Annotated in this window: 14 protein-coding genes and 1 riboswitch; of the genes, 3 read left to right on the forward strand and 11 right to left on the reverse strand. The window is 73.6% G+C overall.

The annotated features are described in order from the left end of the window. Nucleotides 1-333: 333 nt before the first annotated feature. Nucleotides 334-1425: an exo-alpha-sialidase gene (locus tag J3P41_RS02930; RefSeq protein ID WP_210648740.1), complete on the reverse strand. Its 1092-nt coding sequence runs from the start codon at nt 1423-1425 to the stop codon at nt 334-336. A 63-nt stretch (nt 1426-1488) separates the two neighbouring features. On the opposite strand from J3P41_RS02930, the gene J3P41_RS02935 reads away from it, so the two are divergent. From J3P41_RS02935 to J3P41_RS02945, 3 genes are read left to right on the forward strand one after another with little or no spacing between them, the layout of a single operon-like run. Further along, nucleotides 1489-2052, forward strand: a complete 564-nt coding sequence (locus J3P41_RS02935) for a PadR family transcriptional regulator (protein WP_210648741.1) — start codon at nt 1489-1491, stop codon at nt 2050-2052. A 13-nt stretch (nt 2053-2065) separates the two neighbouring features. Further along, entirely contained in the window at nt 2066-2977 is a 912-nt protein-coding gene (locus tag J3P41_RS02940) for a DMT family transporter (RefSeq protein WP_210648742.1), read from the forward strand. Then, nucleotides 2974-4131 (forward strand): sorbosone dehydrogenase family protein, encoded by a 1158-nt coding sequence (locus tag J3P41_RS02945; protein WP_210648743.1) that lies wholly within the window; start codon nt 2974-2976, stop codon nt 4129-4131. The genes J3P41_RS02940 and J3P41_RS02945 overlap by 4 nt, the downstream gene beginning before the upstream one ends. A gap of 10 nt (nt 4132-4141) precedes the next feature. Here J3P41_RS02945 and J3P41_RS02950 read toward each other — a convergent pair whose 3' ends face one another. From J3P41_RS02950 to gatC, 10 genes are all read right to left on the reverse strand, one after another. Beyond that, the gene (locus J3P41_RS02950; protein ID WP_307861800.1) at nt 4142-5743 is read right to left on the reverse strand and encodes an alkaline phosphatase D family protein; all 1602 of its coding nucleotides are present in this window, start codon (nt 5741-5743) and stop codon (nt 4142-4144) included. Between the two features lie 81 nt (nt 5744-5824). Next, entirely contained in the window at nt 5825-6646 is an 822-nt protein-coding gene (locus tag J3P41_RS02955; RefSeq protein ID WP_374192863.1) for an ECF transporter S component, read from the reverse strand. After that, nucleotides 6643-8244, reverse strand: a complete 1602-nt coding sequence (locus J3P41_RS02960; RefSeq protein ID WP_210648744.1) for an ABC transporter ATP-binding protein — start codon at nt 8242-8244, stop codon at nt 6643-6645. The genes J3P41_RS02955 and J3P41_RS02960 overlap by 4 nt, the downstream gene beginning before the upstream one ends. After that, on the reverse strand, nt 8241-9353 hold the full coding sequence (locus J3P41_RS02965; protein ID WP_210648745.1) for an energy-coupling factor transporter transmembrane component T: 1113 nt from the start codon (nt 9351-9353) through the stop codon (nt 8241-8243). Before J3P41_RS02965 ends, J3P41_RS02960 begins: the two co-directional genes overlap by 4 nt. Before the next feature lie 6 nt (nt 9354-9359). Continuing rightward, complete coding sequence (locus J3P41_RS02970) at nt 9360-10490, reverse strand: hypothetical protein (RefSeq protein WP_210648746.1); 1131 nt, start codon at nt 10488-10490, stop codon at nt 9360-9362. Beyond that, nucleotides 10487-12364, reverse strand: coding sequence for a prenyltransferase/squalene oxidase repeat-containing protein (locus J3P41_RS02975; RefSeq protein WP_210648747.1), 1878 nt, complete (start codon nt 12362-12364; stop codon nt 10487-10489). The genes J3P41_RS02970 and J3P41_RS02975 overlap by 4 nt, the downstream gene beginning before the upstream one ends. 92 nt (nt 12365-12456) lie before the next feature. After that, nucleotides 12457-12562: riboswitch (cobalamin riboswitch) on the reverse strand. Nucleotides 12563-12671: 109 nt separating this feature from the next. Then, on the reverse strand, nt 12672-14081 hold the full coding sequence (locus J3P41_RS02980) for a prenyltransferase/squalene oxidase repeat-containing protein (protein WP_210648748.1): 1410 nt from the start codon (nt 14079-14081) through the stop codon (nt 12672-12674). Between the two features lie 125 nt (nt 14082-14206). Beyond that, on the reverse strand, nt 14207-15703 hold the full coding sequence (gene gatB, locus J3P41_RS02985; protein ID WP_210648749.1) for an Asp-tRNA(Asn)/Glu-tRNA(Gln) amidotransferase subunit GatB: 1497 nt from the start codon (nt 15701-15703) through the stop codon (nt 14207-14209). Further along, nucleotides 15700-17223, reverse strand: a complete 1524-nt coding sequence (gene gatA, locus J3P41_RS02990; RefSeq protein WP_210648750.1) for an Asp-tRNA(Asn)/Glu-tRNA(Gln) amidotransferase subunit GatA — start codon at nt 17221-17223, stop codon at nt 15700-15702. Before gatA ends, gatB begins: the two co-directional genes overlap by 4 nt. After that, complete coding sequence (gene gatC, locus J3P41_RS02995) at nt 17223-17522, reverse strand: Asp-tRNA(Asn)/Glu-tRNA(Gln) amidotransferase subunit GatC (RefSeq protein ID WP_210648751.1); 300 nt, start codon at nt 17520-17522, stop codon at nt 17223-17225. The genes gatA and gatC overlap by 1 nt, the downstream gene beginning before the upstream one ends. Nucleotides 17523-17532 lie beyond the last annotated feature (10 nt).

Below are 17532 nucleotides of genomic sequence, written 5' to 3' on the forward strand. Positions count from 1 at the left end.
TCTCGCCTGCCACCCATCTCAGACAGGCGCGCCGACACGGGGACGCGCCACTCCACAGGCCCGGCGTCACCCACACAGGCGGCGGACATGTGGACGGTTCGTGGCCCGCCCCGCCGCCGCACGCGCCCGCCCCGGCCCCGCCTGTTGCGCTTGAGTCGCTCACCGACTCAAGCGCAACGGTTGGCGGCGCATGGGTGGACCGGGCGGACCAGCGGCCGACACTCGGCTCTGAGTCGCTGAGAGACTCAAGCGCAACTGGATGCGCCGGTGGCCGGCGCAGGGGGCTCTGGCGACACTCCGGCCACAGCCAGCCGGATGTGATCGGCGGGAGGATCAGTCGATGCGGGCGGCCCGGACGACGAGGACGTCGGGGAGGTCCTTGTGGATCTCCCGCCAGGTCTGGCCCTCGTCGGGCGAGGCCCAGACGCCACCGTTGCGGCCGCCGAAGTAGAGCCCGGCCGGGTCGTGGTCGTCGACGCACATGGCGTCGCGCATCACGGCGGTGTAGTAGCCGTCCGGCAGGACGCCGTCCCCCAGCGGCTCCCAGGAGGAGCCGGCGTCGGTCGTGCGGTAGACGCGGGCCCTGCCGTCGACGGGCCAGCGCGCCTCGGCGCCCGTGATGGGGAAGTTGTACGCCGTGTCGGCGCGGTGGGGATGCGCCACGATCGCGAAGCCGAACTCGGTGGGGAGACCGGGCGCGATGTCCTGCCAGGAGGCACCCCCGTCGTCGGAGCGGTAGACCCCGCCGTGGTTCTGCAGGTAGAGCCGGTCGGGGTCGGCGGCGTCGCGCGCGACCTTGTGCACGCACTGGCCGAACTCGGGGTAGTTGCGCTCCCCGGGGAAGAACTCCGCCTTGATGCCGGAGTTGGACGGCTTCCACGACTCACCGCCGTCGGCGGTCGCGTAGACGCCCCCGGTCGAGAGGGCGGCCAGCACGTGCTGGCCGTCGCGGGGATCGGGCAGGATCGTGTGGAAGGCCTGACCGCCGAAGCCTGCGTCCCACTCGGGCCGGTGGGGGTGGTCCCACAGGCCACGCACGAGGGAGAACGTCTCGCCGCGATCGGTGGAGCGGAAGACGGCGCCGGGCTCGGTCCCGGCCCACACCACGTCGTCCTCGAAGCCCGGCTGCAGCTGCCACACGCGAGCCACCGTGGCGCCGGTGTCCTCGGGAAAGCGCACAGCCCCGTTCGGCGTCTCGTCCCACGACGCGCCCAGGTCGTCGGAGCGCCAGACCTGCGGGCCGAGCCAGCTCGACGACGCGCCGGCCAGCAGGCGAGGCCTGTCACCGCGCACGTCGGCCATGACGGAGTAGACCTCCTCCATCGGGAAGTGCGGACCGGTCCACTTCCACGTGGTGCGGGACTCGTCGGAGGTGCCGAGCCACATCCCCTTGCGGGTTCCGACCATGAGCAGGGTGCGCGACATCGGGACCTCCCGGACCGGCGGCAGCGTGACTATTCCGATTAGGAACACTACTCTGCAGGGGACATGCGTCAAGACCTTCCGGTGACCGGCTACGCGATCCTCGGGCTCCTCACCTTCGGCGACGAGCTGACGGGGTACGAGATCAAGCAGCGCGCCGACATCACGCTGCGCTTCTACTGGGTCTCCCCTGCCATGAGCCAGATCTACTCCGAGCTGCGCCGGCTCACCGACCGCGGCCTGGTCGCGGCGAAGGCCACTGCCGACGGGGCGCGCGAGGTGACGACGTACGCCATCACCGACGCCGGGCAGGAGGCGCTGCGCGAGTGGATGGCCGGCACCCCCGCGGGGTTTCCGGTGCTCAAGCACACGGTCCTCCTCCGCCTCCTCATCGCACACGTCAGCGACCCCGAGCAGACGACGCAGATGCTGCACGACTACCTCGACGAGCTCGACCGGGCCGCCACCGACCTCGCCGAGGTCCGCGAGGCCCTGCGGGGCGCCGACCGGCCGGGCGAGCCGTTCCGCTTCCCCTCGCTCGTCGCAGACTGGGGCCTGGACTACTTCGCCGCGGAGAGCCGGCACGCCCGGCGCGCACTCGACCGACTCAGCGACGACCTCACCGGCTGAATAGGCTGGCCGCGTGAGCGACCACCCGAGCCGTGCCGTGCTCGGACCCGTAGGTCTGGTCCTGATCGGCATCCTGTCGGTGCAGGCCGGCGCCGCGATCGCGAAAGGCCTCTTCGGCGAGATCTCCCCCACCGCCATGGTGTGGCTGCGGCTGGTCACCAGCGCCCTCGTCCTGGCCGCGCTCGCCCGTCCGCGGCTCGCGGGGCGCAGCCGCCAGGACTGGGCGGTCGTGCTGGGCTTCGGTCTAAGCCTCGCGACGATGAACTGGGCCATCTACCAGTCGTTCTCCCGCATCCCGCTGGGGATCGCGGTGACGATCGAGTTCATCGGTCCGCTCACCCTCGCCGTCGTCGGCTCGCGGCGCGCCCGCGACCTGGTGTGGGTGCTGCTCGCCGGTCTCGGCGTCGCGCTGCTCGGCTTCCAGCGGGCAGGGCTGGACCTGCTCGGCGTCGGGTACGCCCTGCTGGCCGGCCTCGCGTGGGCGGCGTACATCCTGCTCAGCGCCAGCACCGGACGGCGCTGGGCCGGGTTCGACGGCCTCGCGGTCGCGAGCGTCGCCGCCGCCGCCGCGATGGCGCTCCCCGCTCTGGTCACGGCCGGTACGTCCCTGTGGGACGGCCGCATCCTCCTTATCGGCGCGCTCGTCGGCCTGCTGAGCTCGGTCATCCCCTACAGCTGCGAGCTCGTGGCGCTGCGCAGCCTGCGGCCCGCGGTCTTCGGGATCCTGATGAGCCTCGAGCCGGCCGCAGCCGCTCTGGCCGCGATCGTGCTGCTCGACGAGCACCTGTCCCCAGTCCAGTGGCTGGCCATCGGCTGCGTGGTGGCAGCCTCCATCGGGGCGACCCGCTCCGGATCGGCGCCCGGCGAGCCGCCCGGCCGGACGGCCTCCGCGCGTTCGGCGGCACCGGGCACAATCGCGACATGACATCGCGACGGGTCCTCGCCTCGCTGGCGCTCGCCCTCGGCGCGGCCACCGGCTGCTCGAGCACGACAGAGGCGCCGATCCCGCGCACCACCCAGCCGACCGACCAGCCCAGCCAGCCGACCCCCAGCACCTCCGCCGGTGATCCGACCGGGAGCCCGACAGATGAACCCCGCGGGGACGCGAGCGGCGACCCGAAGGTGGTGCGCACCCTCGTCGACAAGCTCGAGGTCCCGTGGGGCGTCGACTTCCTGCCCGGCGGCGCCGCCGTGGTGACCGAGCGGATGGCCGGACGCGTCCTGCAGGTCACCAAGGACGGCGCTCTCGCCGAGCTCGGTGCGATCAGCTCGACGGCACCGCAGGGCGAGGCCGGGCTCCTCGGCGTTGCCGTCTCCCCGGACTTCGCCACCGACCGGACGTTGTTCTTCTACGTCACCACCGGCTCGGACAACCGCGTCATCCGCGCCGAGCTCGACGGCAGCGAGCTCGGCGAGCCGACGGTCGTCCTGGACGGGATCCCGGCCGGCTTCATCCACGACGGCGGCCGCATCGCGTTCGGGCCGGACGGCCACCTCTACGTCACCACGGGCGAGACCGGTGACCCCGCGCTCGCCCAGGACCCCGACAGCCTCGCCGGGAAGATCCTGCGGATCACCCCGGACGGCGACCCCGCGCCGGGCAACCCCGACGCCGACTCCCCCGTCTGGTCGCTGGGCCACCGCAACGTCCAGGGGCTGGCGTGGGACGACGAGGGCCGGCTCTGGGCCTCGGAGTTCGGCGACTCCGACTGGGACGAGCTCAATCTCGTCGAGAAGGGCGGCAACTACGGTTGGCCCGAGGTCGAGGGCAGCGGCGGCGGCCCGCAGTTCGTCGACCCCCAGCTGGTGTGGCCGGTCGAGCAGGCGTCGCCGAGCGGACTGGCGTACGCCGACGGGCACCTCTACATGGCGGGTCTGCGCGGTCAGCGGCTGTGGCGGGTCGAGGTCTCCGCCGCTGGCAGGGCCTCACGACCCACGGCGTTCCTCACCGAGGACTACGGCCGCCTGCGCACCGTCGTGACCGCGCCCGACGGCCGGCTCTGGCTGACCACGTCCAACCGGGACGGTCGCGGCACCCCGACCGCCGCCGACGACCGGATCCTCCTGGTGCAGCCGTGAGTCCGGTGCCTCACAGCTCCGCAAGTGGCAGGGCGGCTGTCTGGTGCAGCCGCGGCGAGCCCGCCTCGACCGCGAACGAGGCCCGCGTGAACGCCGGCGCTCCGCCCTCGCGCACGTAGGGCAGGCTGCGGAAGTCCGCGGTCAGCTCCTCGCCGGTGAGGCGGAGGCTGACGTAGCCGCGAAGGTCGTTCCAGAACTTCACCTGCGGGTTGGTGCGGGCCCACTTGTAGCTGCCGTCGGGCGAGTCCTCACCGTCGCCGTTGGAGGTCACCGACGTGCAGATCAGCTCGGGCACCGCCACGGAGTCCGGGTCCTCGTGGTCGCTCCAGACCTCGGTCGCGAAGGCGTCGTGCACGTCGCCGGTGAGCACGACCGGGTTGGCGGCATCGCGCATCGCCGCGAGGACCCGGTCGCGGCAGCTGGGGTAGCCGTCCCAGGTGTCCATCGACAGCCGCCCGATCGCGACGGGCCCCAACTCGAGGCGCCCGAACGGCACCTGCTGGCCGAGCAGGTCCCACGTCGCGCTCGACGTACGCATGCCTTCGGCGAGCCACGCCTCCTGCGTCGCCCCGAGGATCGACCGGGCCGGGTCCCACGTCTCCTCGCAGGTGCCCATCGCGCCGCCGTCGTCGCCGCACGCCTGCGGGTCGCGGTACTGGCGGGTGTCGAGCATGTGGAACGTGGCCAGCCCACCCCACCCGAAGCGGCGGTGCGCCGTCATCCGCGGGCCCTGGGGGTACGCCGAGCGGCGCAGCGGCATGTTCTCCCAGTAGGCGCGCAGCGCGGCCGCCCGGCGCTGGTCGAACGCACCGGAGACGGTGGACGGCCCCGGGCTGTCGTCGGCCCAGTTGTCGGTCAGCTCGTGGTCGTCGAAGACGGCGACCCACGGCGCCGTGGCGTGCAGCAGCTGCAGGTCGGGGTCGGTCTTGTACTGCGCATGCCGCCGGCGGTAGTCCGCGAGCGTCACCGTCTCCGGGCCCTCGTGGTGGCGCACGTTGCCGCTGCGCGCCGGCTCGAAGCCGGGGTCGTACTCGTAGAGGTAGTCACCCAGGTGCAGCACGAGGTCCGGCTCGTCCTCGGCCATCCGCCGGTACGCGGTGAAGTAGCCGTGCTCCCACTGGGCGCACGACGCGAACGCCACGGACAGCGCCGAGGGCGACGAGGCGGCACGGGGCGCCGTACGGGTGCGGCCGACGGGTGAGAGGTGCCGGCCGAGACGGAATCGGTACCAGTGCTCGCGGTCCGGCTCCAGGCCGCTGGGCTCGAGGTGCACCGAGTACCCCTGGTCGGGGCCGGTCGCGACGACGCCGCGGCGCACCACCCGCCGGAACCGCGGGTCGGTGGCGACCTGCCACCGGACCTCGCGCACGGACTGCCCCATCCCGCCGAGCCCGTCGTCGTCGAGCGGCAGCCGGGCGAGGCGGGTCCACAGCACGAACCCGTCCGGGGACGGGTCGCCGCTCGCCACACCCAGGCTGAACGGGTTCTCCAGCGGGGTCTGGGCCGCAGCGCTCGGCCGCAGGTCGATCGGCGGACCGGTCATGCCGGGAAGGAAGGTCGCGCCGGCGGCGACGAGGCCGCCCTTGAGCAGTACCCGCCGAGAGGTCTCCACGTCCCCAGAGGGTGTCGGCTCGCGCTGGCCGCACGACGACGTCTCGGTGACGAGTCGTGGGCGACGAGGTGGCGGGTGGCCTCAGCCGGGTCGTACGACGGCGCGGCGGGCGGCGCGGCGCAGCGTGGTGAGGATCGCCGGGCCGAGGACCACGATCGCCACGCCGGTGGTGATCGCCCGACCGGTGTCCCAGCCGCCCGTCGAGGTGAGCAGCGTGTAGACGAGGAATCGGTGTGCGTTCTCCAGGACCGGCGCGCCGGCGACGTAGGCCAGCGAGCCCTCGTGACCGGGCACGACGATGCCGAGCGTGAACGGCCAGAAGCTGAGGTTCATCAGCAGCCCGTAGAGGTAGGACGCGACGACCGCGTAGACGACCAGCATCGCGATCTCGGCCCGACCCCCGACCCGGCGGGGCAGCAGTCCCGCGCCCATCCCGACCCAGGCGGCGCAGATCATCTGGAACGGCAGCCACGGTCCCACGCCCGCGGTGAGCAGCGCGGAGGCGAACAGGGACGTGCACCCCAGCGCGAAGCCGAAGCCGGCGCCGAACACGCGCCCGCCCAGCACGAGCAGGAAGAACACCATCTCGATGCCGGCCGTGCCCGCGCCGAGCCCGCGCATCACGGCGTTGATGGCCGACAGCACCCCGAGGACGGCCAGCACGCGCGAGTCCATCCCGCCCTCCCCCATCTCGGCCAGGACGACGACGATCACGAGCGGGAGGAGGGCCAGGAACAGGAACGGCGGCTCGACCCGGGCGCCGGGCTGGGCGTCGAGCAGCAGGGGCCAGCACAGCATCATCAGGCCGGCGAGCGAGGCGACGGCGAGGACCGCCGCGGTGCGGGGCCCGATCGGGACGGCGACGTCCGGGGCGGGCCGTCCGGGGCGCTCGAGGGTGCTCACTGCTGCACCTCTTCCGCCTCGGACAGGGCCGCGGACACTTCCTCGACGACCAGCCAGGGCGCGCCCAGCACCTTGGTCACCTGCGGGGCGAACGACGGCGACTCCGCCAGCACGCGGCGCGGCGGCCCGCTGGAGACGATCTCCCCCTCCGCCATCACGACGACCTCGTCGGCGACGTGCGCCGCGAACTCCACGTCGTGCGTGGCGAGCAGGATGGCGCGGCCCTCAGCGGCGAGGTCGGCCACGATCCGCGCCAGCTCCGCCTTGCCGGCGTAGTCCAGTCCGCGCGTGGGCTCGTCGAGCAGGACGACCGGCGGGCGGGCGGTCAGGATGATCGACAGGGCGAGCGCGAGCCGTTGGCCCTCGGACAGGTCGCGCGGGTGGATCGCCTCGTCGATGCCGGGCGCCAGGCGGTCGAGCAGCCCGCGACAGGTGCCTGGTGTCGCCTCGGCGCCTGCGTCCGCCGCGGCGCACTCCTCGGCGACCGTCTCGAGGTAGAGCAGGTCGGCGGCGGTCTGCGGCACCAGCCCGACGCGCGTACGCCGTCGGGCGGGCGCGAGCGCGGCCGGGTCGTCGCCCCCGACGTGGACGGAGCCGGAGCGTCGCTTCCCGGAGCCCTGGAGAGCCCAGATGAGGCTGGACTTGCCGGACCCGTTGCGGCCCATGAGCACGGTGACCCGCCCCGCGGAGAGCGTCAGGTCGACCTCGCGGACCGCCGGGTGGGTGCCGTGGACGACCGTGACCGCGCGCGCAGCCAGCAGCGGCTCGGCGGCGGGCGGGGGCGTGGCGGCGGGGGCGGTGAGGTCGGGCAGGGAGCGAGCGTGGCGCCGGGCGTCGCGGACGGTGAGCGGCAGCGGGTCCCATCCGGCGAGCCGGCCGAGCTCGACCAGCGGCGGGGCGACCGGTGAGTGCGCGAGCACCCGGGCGGGCGTGTCGACCCGGATGCCACCGTCGCCGGTGACCAGGCAGATCCGGTCCGCGAACGGCACGACCCGCTCGAGGCGGTGCTCGGCCAGGAGGACGGTCAGGCCCAGGTCGTGTACCAGCCTGGTGATGGTCGCCAGCACGTCCTCGGCGGCGGTCGGGTCGAGGGCGGAGGTGGGCTCGTCGAGCACGAGCAGCCGCGGGTGGGTGGTCAGCACCGAGCCGATGGCGACGCGCTGCTGCTGGCCCCCGGAGAGCGTGCGCAGGTCCCGGGCGCGCAGGTCGGCGATGCCGAGCAGGTCGAGAGTCTCCTCGACGCGCCGGCGCATGGTCTCCGGGGCGGTGCCGTGCTGCTCCATCCCGTAGGCGAGCTCCTCCTCCACCGTGTCGGCCACGAAGCCCGCGAGGGGGTCCTGGCCGACGTAGCCGACCAGGTGCGCCCGCTCGCGGGGCGGCTGCTCGACGATGCTCACGCCGTCGAGGACGACGTCTCCGGTGAGCACACCGCCGGTGAACCGGGGCACCAGCCCGGTCACCACGCCGAGCAGGGTGGACTTGCCGACGCCGGTGCGGCCGGAGACGAGGACGAGCTCGCCCTCCTCGAGGGTCAAGTCGACGTGGCTCAGCACCTCGTGCTGGTCGTAGCGCAGGCTGATGTCGCGCAGCTCGATCACGTCGCCACCTGCCGCTGCGCGAGGGCGCTGGCCGGGACGGGGGTGGCCACGGCCGGCACGGTGCCGAGGACGCCGACGGCCAGGGCCAGCGGCGAGAGGTAGGGAGCCGTGTCGACGCCGGGGTACGCCACGACGCCCTGCGTGTGGGCGACGTACCAGCCCAGCACGGCCACAGCGAGGCCGACGCCGACCGTCGCCAGCTCCGGGGCCCGCCACGGGTCGGGGCGGTAGCGGGTGCGTTGGACCCGACGGCCGGCGCTGACGAGGCCGAGCACGGCGACCGCGACGCCGGCCCCGAGCATCGGCAGGGCCAGCACGCGCGGTGCCGTGGGGTCCAGCCAGGCGTACGTGCCCACGCAGATGCCGGTGAGGGCGAGCAGCAGCAGGGAGCCGGTCACCCACCGCTCCCGCCTGGTCGCACCGCCGGAGCGGCCGTAGCCGCGGGTGTCCATGCCCGCGGCCAGGGCCAGGGAGCGCTCCAGGGCGTCCTCGAGGACCGGGACCAGGAATCGGCGCAGGCGCGCGACACCGGTGGTCGCCCCGCCCCGCAGGGCTTGCGCGGCACGGACCCGGCGGGCGCTGTCGGCGAGCTGGGCGAACACGGTCACGGCCACGACGAGCGCGGTCCCGATCTCGTACAGCGCCGGCGGCACCGATGCGAGCAGGCGCTTGGGGTTGGCCAGTGAGTTCGCCGCCCCGACGCAGAGGATGATGGCGGCGAGCCGCAGGCCGTCGTAGAGCCCGGCCAGCAGCGCCTCGCTGGTCACCGGACCCAGGAGCCGGATGCCGGCGGCGACGTCGGGCAGCGGCACCTCCGGCAGGTCGAGCAGCACGTGCCCGACCTCCTGGCCCCCGAAGACGATCCGGAAGACCACCCTGAGGACGACGGTCAGCGCGGCGAGCAGGACGTAGAGGCGGAACGAGCGACCGAACGGGTGACCCGAGCGCCGGGACATGACCACCACCGCTGCCGACCCCATGATGAGGAGCAGCAGCAGCGGGTTGGTGGTCAGGGACGCCGCGGTGGCCAGCCCGATCGCCCAGGACCACCAGGCGATCGGGTGCAGGTCACGCGGCAGTCCCGTGAGGGTCCCGACCGGTCCCGCCACGGCGCGTCAGACCCCCCGTCTGCGACGCGCCACGACGCCGCCGACCGCGATCGCGACGCCGAGCAGCGCGACGACGCCCCACGTCACGGCCGCGGGGACCCGAGCGGGCTCGCCTGCGGGGGTGGGCGCATCGGCGCCCGCGGGCGCGCTCGCGCTTGAGTCGCTGGGCGACTCAGAGCCGGAATCAGCCTCGGCCGCGCCGTCGCTCGCGGTTGAGTCTCCAGGAGACTCAACCGCGCGGGAGCGCTGCTTCCTCCCGCTCTTCGTCCTTGAGTCGCTGGGCGACTCAGTCGCGACAGGCGACTCGGACGGGGCGGCGGGCGCCGACGCCGACGCCGACGGCGAGCCGGACGCGCTCGGGCTGGCGCCGGACGAGGGCGCGTCGGTGTCTCCCGTGCTGCCCGCACCGCGGCCGCCCGTCGATTCGCCCGAGTCGCCGGCGCCGTTGCCGGTCCCGCTGCCGGAGCCGTCGGTCGCGCCGGGCCCGTCACCCGACCCACCGTCGCCACCGGCGGAGCCGCCGTTGCCGTTGCCGTTGCCGTTGCCGCCCGTGGAGCCGTTGCCCTGCGTCGACGGGGACGCGCTGGGTGAGGGCGTCGGCGACGTGGACGAGGTCGGCGTCGAGGTGGGGCTCGGGGCCGAGGTCTTGGTCACCGGCGGCGCGACACCGGGAGGCACGTTGCTGCCGGCCGTGCGGTCCTGCTGCCACGAGAACGCCACGGATCCGCCGGCCGGGACGGTCAGCGACTGCACCCCGTAGGAGGAGTAGGTCCACGACGCCGAGGAGCCGTTGGCCCACCACAGACCCCAGTAGGCGTTGGCCGGCGAGGTGTTGACGCACGGGTCGCTCAGGGGGACGCCCTCGACGCGGCACACGAACCCGGCCTGCCGGGTCGCGTACGACAGGTCGACGCCGACGGAGTCGAAGATCGCGGCAGCGCTCCGGCCGCCCCCGTCGGCGGAGCAGGCGGTGATGGTGCTGCCACCGAGCTCGCGGAAGTCGACGACGACGCTGACGCCACCCGAGGACGCGCAGGTGGCCGCGCCCGCCGCCGGGGACGACCCGAAGACGAACCCCTGGCCGGCCACCAGCAGGACGAGCAGGGTGAGCACCCGGCGCATGGCGTCGGTCGTCATCGCGTCACGGTCGTCGTGCCGGAGCGCAGGGCGGGGAACTGACCGACCGCCTTGAGCCTGACCTTGCGCGCGCCGGCGGGCAGCGCGACGCGGGTCACGAACCGGCCCTTGCGGTCGGCGCGGCCGTTGGCCAGCACCGTTCCACGCACGAGCAGGCGCACCCGCTCGCGAGCCGCCAGGCCACGCACCAGGATGCGCTCGCGCGGGCCCTTCGCCGCCAGCGCGGACACCTTCAGCTTCTTCCGGCCCAGCACTCGCACCTGGTCGCCGACCTGGCCGTCGGAGCCGACCAGGACGTACGTCGCGGTCGTGGTGGCCTGCGGGAGGGCGACGGAGCGGGTCAGGGCGCCGTCGGAGCCGGCGACCACGGTGACGTCGGCGACGCCGGGACCCCGCAGCACGAAGCGCGCCCCTGCGGCCGCGCCCAGGACGTCGAGGGTCGCCTTGCTGCCGGCCTCGCGGAACCCGGACGGGCCGACGAGTCGGACGCCGGCGACGGAGGCGGCACCGGAGGTGGGGGCGGAGGCCGACCGGACGGCGACCGTGTGGGTCACCGCGCCGTCACGACCGGTCAGCGTGTACGTCGCCGGGCCGGCCGCCGCGGGCAGCGTGACGTTCGCGCGGAGCGTGCCGTCGCTGGCCACGGCCACGGAGCGGGTGCCGGCGATGCCGGGACCGGTGAGGCAGAAGCGCTCGCCGGTCTGCGCTCCCGTGGCGGTGAGTGTCACGGCCTGTCCCGGCTCCGTGCCGGTGGAGGTGACCTTCAGCGCGGCGACGGAACCGAGCAGGTGGGACAGGCCCGCGACCGCCTGGACGGACGTACGCCACCAGGTCGGGCGGATGCCGTCGGTGATGCCCTCGTCCTGCGCCCGGGCGAGCATCTCGTCGGAGTAGGCGATCGCGCCCTCCTCGCCCGCCAGGACCGATCCGCTCGGCTGGGGACCCACCTGACGCGCCGCGACCCACTCGGCGGCCTTGCCGGCCTGGGTACAGCGACCGGTGGTGGCCAGCGCGCTGGCGGCGAGGCCGGTGCTGTTGGCGTTCGGGTCGGGGGTGAACGCGCTGCCGATGAAGGAGCCGTCGGCGCGCTGGTTGGCGACGAGCCAGGCAGCGGCACGCTCGATGGCCGCATCGACCTTCGCCGGACGCGGCGAGATGGCGGCGAGCTGACTCACCGCGAACGCGGTCGCGTCGGTGTCGGTGCCGCTGTCGCCGGCGCCCTCCACACAGGACTGCGCCTCGGCGTCGGGACTGCCGGTGAAGAAGATCCGGAAGTAGCCCGAGGAGCACTGCTGCTCGAGCAGGAAGTCGGTGACGGCCTGGGCCCGCGGGGACCCGGCCGCGGACAGACCACGGGCGGCGAGCGCCTGCCCGAAGGTGTTGGAGTAGTCGCCGTACTCGGACAGGTCCTGCAGACGCCCGGCGCTGGGGCCGGAGGCGAGCACGCGGGCCTCGGTCTCCGCGACCAGGTCGAGCCCGCCGAAGTCGCGGGGGTTCGCGCCGGACGCCTGGGCGAAGACGAGCGACTTCGCCAGGGAGCCGGCGTAGCGCTCCGTGGCCGACGGCGCCGCGTACGACTGGACCCGCGAGGAGACGGCGGACCGGATCTGGCGGACGAGCGCCTGGTCGCCGCCGACCTCGTCCATGGTCAGTCCGATGTCCATGGTCATGCCGACGTCGTCGTAGCCGCTGTTGACGATGATGCCGTCGGTCAGCTGGGTGGCGAGCCATCCGGTGCCCGTCCGGGCAGGGGCGGGAGCGGGGTCGCCGGTGGCGGCACCCGCCGGCGCGGCCAGCAGCGGCTGGGCCAGGACCGTCGTGGCGACGGCCAGCGCGAGCCCGGAGGCGGGTCCGCGGAGCAGGGAGAGCTTCATGGGTCCTTCCCTCGCTGCGACAGCGAGGGAAGCGGCGTGCACCAGTTCGCCCCGCTGCATTCCTCGACAGCGATGGTGGTCAAGACGCGTCGAGGCGGGTGTTCCGGCTCGCACGGGATCCCTCCCGTGCCCACGGTTGCGGGTCAGCGCCGGATTCGGACCGGCTTTCCCCAGCTCGGGCGTGTGTGGTGCCGACCCGGTCGGGCGCGGCGTGCGAAGCGTAACCCCGGGCCGGCGCCGGACGCACTTCGGCCCGGCGTCGTGGACGCCGGGCCGAAGGGTGCTTGCTGCGGGTGGTGCGAGTGGGTCAGTTGCGGACCCGGAGCGACGTACGCGCCTCGTCGTCCGAGGTCTTGACGAGCCCGACCCGGCGCTGGTTGCCCGCCGGGAGCTGGAGCTTGCGCACGATCATCTCGCCCGACTTCTTGCCCTTGACGCGCAGGAAGTCGCCCTTGACCTGCATGCAGGCGCTCTCGCTGGCCGCCAGACCGAAGACTCGGAACTGCACCCGATCGCCGGCACGCGCCTCGCGCTTGACGGACACGATCTTCAGGTCGTCCTTGCTCGCCGGGGCGAACTGGAGACCGAGGATCGCCTGAGCGGTGGCTCGGCGCCACTCGTCACGGGCGCCGGCAGAGATGCCGGTGGTGATGGCTGCCTTGGCCCGGTCCTTGCGGTAGGCCACGGCGCCGGTGTCCTTGGTCAGCGCGGTGCGGCACTTGTACTTGTCGACCGGCTGGTTCTTGCGCACCCACAGGGCTGCCTTGAGCGCTGCGTCGCGGTTCTTGAGCAGGCCCAGGGCGTAACCGCCCAGCGCCGTGGAGTTGGTGTTGATCTGGGCTCCGGCGCCCGCGCTGCGGATCGCGCCGCTGCCACGCTGGCGCGCGGCCAGCCACGTGCCCGCCTTGGCCAGGGCGCCCTGGACAGCGGCGCTCTTGTCGCCGGACTCGACCAGGTTGATCACCGCGAGAGCGGTGGCGTCCGGGTCGGCCTCGCTGCCCGCCACGCCTTCGGTGCACGACTGGTTGGGCACGTCGGCCTTGTCGAAGTTGAGCCGGAAGTAGCCCGAGGCGCACTGCTGCTTGAGCAGGAAGTCGCGGGCCGCGCCCGCCTCCGCGGAGTTGGCCAGCGACAGGGCGCGCACGGCGTAGGACTGGCCGACGACGTTGGCGTAGTTGCCGAACTCCGACTTGTCGAAGATCCTGCCCGCGAAGGCCGCGGCCTGCGGCTCGGCGGCCGGGTCGGCCGGGACGTTGGCGGTGCGCTCCTCGAGCCGGGCGATCAGGTTGATGCCGCCGTAGCTGGTGGGGTTCTTCTTGGCGGTGCGGGCGAACGCCGCAGCCTTGGCCAGCGGACCTGCGTAGGACTCCTTGGTCCCGTCACCGACGTACTCGGCGATACGGGGCTCGAGGGAGTTGTTGATCGCCGTGACGGTGCCGCCCTGCCCGGCGACGGTCGCGAGCGCCAGGCCGGTGTCGATGGTCAGGCCGAAGTCCGGACCGGACGTCCCGAGCATCAAGCCGTTGCTGAGCTCGCCGGCGATCCACTCGGCGGCGATCGTCGAGGGAGTGCTGTCAGTGGTCGTCGCCGCCTTCGCGGCACGCAGTGCCGGCGTCGGCTCGGCGGACGCGGGCGGTGCGGCGAGCACGCCGGCGCCGAGCGCCACGGTCGACAGGGCGACCGCGGCCGTTCGGATGGGTCGAATGCGATGGTGCATGACTTCCTTCCCGCTCGCGAGGGGGCGGGCGTGGCGACCGGCGGCCGGGCCGTCCGTCCCCTGTCAGGTGCGAGCGTTGGTTGGTGATGTGACCAATGTGACTCGCACGCAGCCTAACAAGTTGTCTAGACCGCGAGCTTCTCCAAGATCAGCTCTCGCACGCGCCCGGCGTCGGCCTGGCCGCGCATCTCCTTCATCACCGCGCCGATGAGCGCGCCGGCGGCGGCGACCTTGCCGTCGCGGATCTTGGCGGCGACGTCGGGGTTGGCCGCGATGGCGTTGTCGACGGCGGCGCCGAGGGCACCGTCGTCGGAGACGACGGCGAGTCCGCGCTTCTCCACGACCTCGTCCGGCGTTCCCTCACCGGCGAGCACGCCCTCGAACACCTGACGGGCGAGCTTGTCGTTGACCGTCCTGTCCTCGACGAGCGCCTGGATCCGGGCCACGTCGGCGGGCGTGATGGGCAGGTCGACGAGGTCGACGCCGTCCTCGTTGCTGCGCCGGGCCAGCTCGCCCAGCCACCACTTGCGGGCCGCCTGCGGCGCGGCGCCCTCGGCGATGGTCTCCTCGACCAGGCCGAGCGCCCCGGCGCCGACGGTGTCGCGCATCTCGAGGTCGCTGAAGCCCCACTCGGCCTGCAGCCGCGCGCGGCGCACGGTCGGGTTCTCCGGAAGCGTCCCGCGCAGCTCCTCGACCCACTCGCGGCTCGGCGCGACCGGCACCAGGTCGGGCTCGGGGAAGTAGCGGTAGTCCTCGGCGTCGGACTTCTCCCGGCCGCTGGTGGTGATGCCGGTGTCCTCGTGCCAGTGCCGCGTCTCCTGCAGGATCGAGCCGCCGCCGCTGAGGATCGCGGCGTGGCGCTGCATCTCGAAGCGCACCGCCCGCTCGACCGAGCGGAAGGAGTTGACGTTCTTGGTCTCGGTGCGCGTGCCGAGGACGCCGCTGCCCTTCGGCGCCAGCGACAGGTTCACGTCGGCGCGCAGGTTGCCCTGGTCCATCCGGGCCTCGGAGACGCCGAGCGCCACGATCAGCTCGCGCAGCTGGGCGACGTACGCCCTGGCGACCTCGGGCGCCCGCTCCCCCGCACCCAGGATCGGACGGGTGACGATCTCGATCAGCGGGATGCCGGCACGGTTGTAGTCGACCAGCGAGTGGTCGGCGCCGTGGATGCGCCCGGTGGCGCCGCCCACGTGCAGCGACTTGCCGGTGTCCTCCTCCATGTGGGCGCGCTCGATCTCCACGCGGAACGTCTCGCCGTCCACGTCGACGTCCATCCACCCGTCGAAGCAGATCGGCTCGTCGTACTGCGAGGTCTGGAAGTTCTTCGGCATGTCCGGGTAGAAGTAGTTCTTGCGCGCAAACCGGCACCACTCGGCGATCTGGCAGTTGAGCGCCAGCCCGATGCGGATCGCCGACTCCACCGCCTTGCCGTTGACCACGGGCATCGCGCCGGGAAGGCCCAGGCATGTCGGGCAGACGCCGGCGTTGGGCTCGCCGCCGAACACGGCGGGGCAGCCGCAGAACATCTTCGAGGCGGTGTTGAGCTCGACGTGCACCTCGAGGCCGAGGGCGGGGTCGTACGCCGCCAGCACGTCGTCGAAGGGCATCAGGGTCTCGGTCATCGGGTCAGCTCCAGTTCGGGCGCGCGGTCGAGCAGCGGGCCGCCCCACTGCTTCTCGTGCAGGGCCTCCAGCGCGGCACCGACGCGGTAGACGCGGTCGTCGGCGAGGGCGGGCGCGAGGACCTGGAACCCGCTGGGCAGCCCGTCCTCCTCGGCCAGCCCGTTGGGCACCGAGATGCCCGGGACGCCCGCGAGGTTCGCCGGGATGGTGGCCAGGTCGTTGAGGTACATCGCCATCGGGTCGTCGAGCTTCTCCCCCAGCCGGAAGGCGGTGGTCGGCGCCGTCGGCGACACGAGGACGTCGACGCTGGCGAAGGCGGCGTCGAAGTCGCGGCTGATGAGCGTGCGGATCTTCTGGGCCTGGCCGTAGTAGGCGTCGTAGTACCCGCTGGACAGCGCGTAGGTGCCGAGGATGATGCGGCGCTTCACCTCGTCGCCGAAGCCCGCGTCGCGCGTGGCCCGCATGACCTCCTCGGCGCTGGCGTCGGGCCGGGGCACCACCCGCAGGCCGTAGCGCATCGCGTCGAACTTCGCGAGATTGCTGGAGGCCTCGGCGGGCAGGATGAGGTAGTAGGTCGCGAGCGCGTGCACGAAGGACGGGCAGGAGACCTCGACGACCTCCGCGCCCGCCTGCACGAGCAGCTCGACGGACTCCTGGAAGCGCTGCATCACGCCGGGCTGCCAGCCCTCGCCGGCCAGCTCGGTGATGATGCCGACCCGCACACCGGCCATGTCGCCGGCAGCACCGGCTGCGGCGGCCTCGGTGAACGAGGGCCAGTCCTGCCGGATCGACGTCGAGTCGCGCGGGTCGTGGCCGCCGATGACGTCGTGCAGCATCGCGGCGTCGCGCACGGTCCGGGTGACCGGACCGGCCTGGTCGAGGCTGTTGGCCAGCGCCACCAGCCCGTAGCGGGACACGCCGCCGTAGGTCGGCTTGACGCCGACGGTGCCGGTCACGGCGCCGGGCTGGCGGATCGAGCCGCCGGTGTCGGTGCCGAGCGCGAGCGGCGCCTCGAACGCCGCCACGGCCGCGGCCGAGCCGCCGCCGGAGCCGCCGGGGATCCGGTCGAGGTCCCAGGGGTTGCGGGTCGGCCCGTAGGCGGAGTGCTCGGTGGAGGAGCCCATGGCGAACTCGTCCATGTTGGTCTTGCCGAGGATCGGCAGGCCGGCCTCGCGCAGGCGCGTCACGACTGTCGCGTCGTAGGGCGGCACCCAGCCCTCGAGGATCTTCGACCCGCACGTGGTCGGCAGGCCGCGCGTGGTCAGCACGTCCTTGACCGCGATCGGTACGCCGTCGAGCGGGCCGCGTGCCTCGCCGCGGCTCCGGCGGGCGTCGGACTCCGCCGCCTGGGCGAGCGCGCCCTCCCGGTCGACGTGGAGGAAGGCGTGGACCGGACCGTCGACCTCGTCGATGCGGTCGAGGTGGGCCTCGGTCAGCTGGGTCGAGGTGACCTCACCGGAGGCGAGGTCGGCGGCCATGGCGGCTGCGGTGCTGCGCACGAGGTCGGACGCGGCGCTCATCAGGCCTCCTCGTCCAGGATCCGCGGGACGGAGAAGCGCTGGTCCTCGACGGCCGGGGCACCCGACAGGGCCTCCTCGGCGGTGAGGCCCGGGACCACGACGTCCTCGCGGAACACGTTGGTCAGCGGGATCGCGTGCGAGGTGGGCGGCACGTCGTCCCCGGCGACGCCGGTGATCGAGGCCACCGACTCCAAGATCACGCTCAGCTGGGGTGCCAGGTGGTCGAGCTCGGCGTCGGAGAGGTCGATGCGGGCGAGCGTGGCCAGGTGGGCCACCTCCTCGCGAGTGATCTCGGGCATGGCGCAATCC

This window comes from Nocardioides sp. SYSU D00065 (genome assembly GCF_017916425.1).
Taxonomy (GTDB): domain Bacteria; phylum Actinomycetota; class Actinomycetes; order Propionibacteriales; family Nocardioidaceae; genus Nocardioides.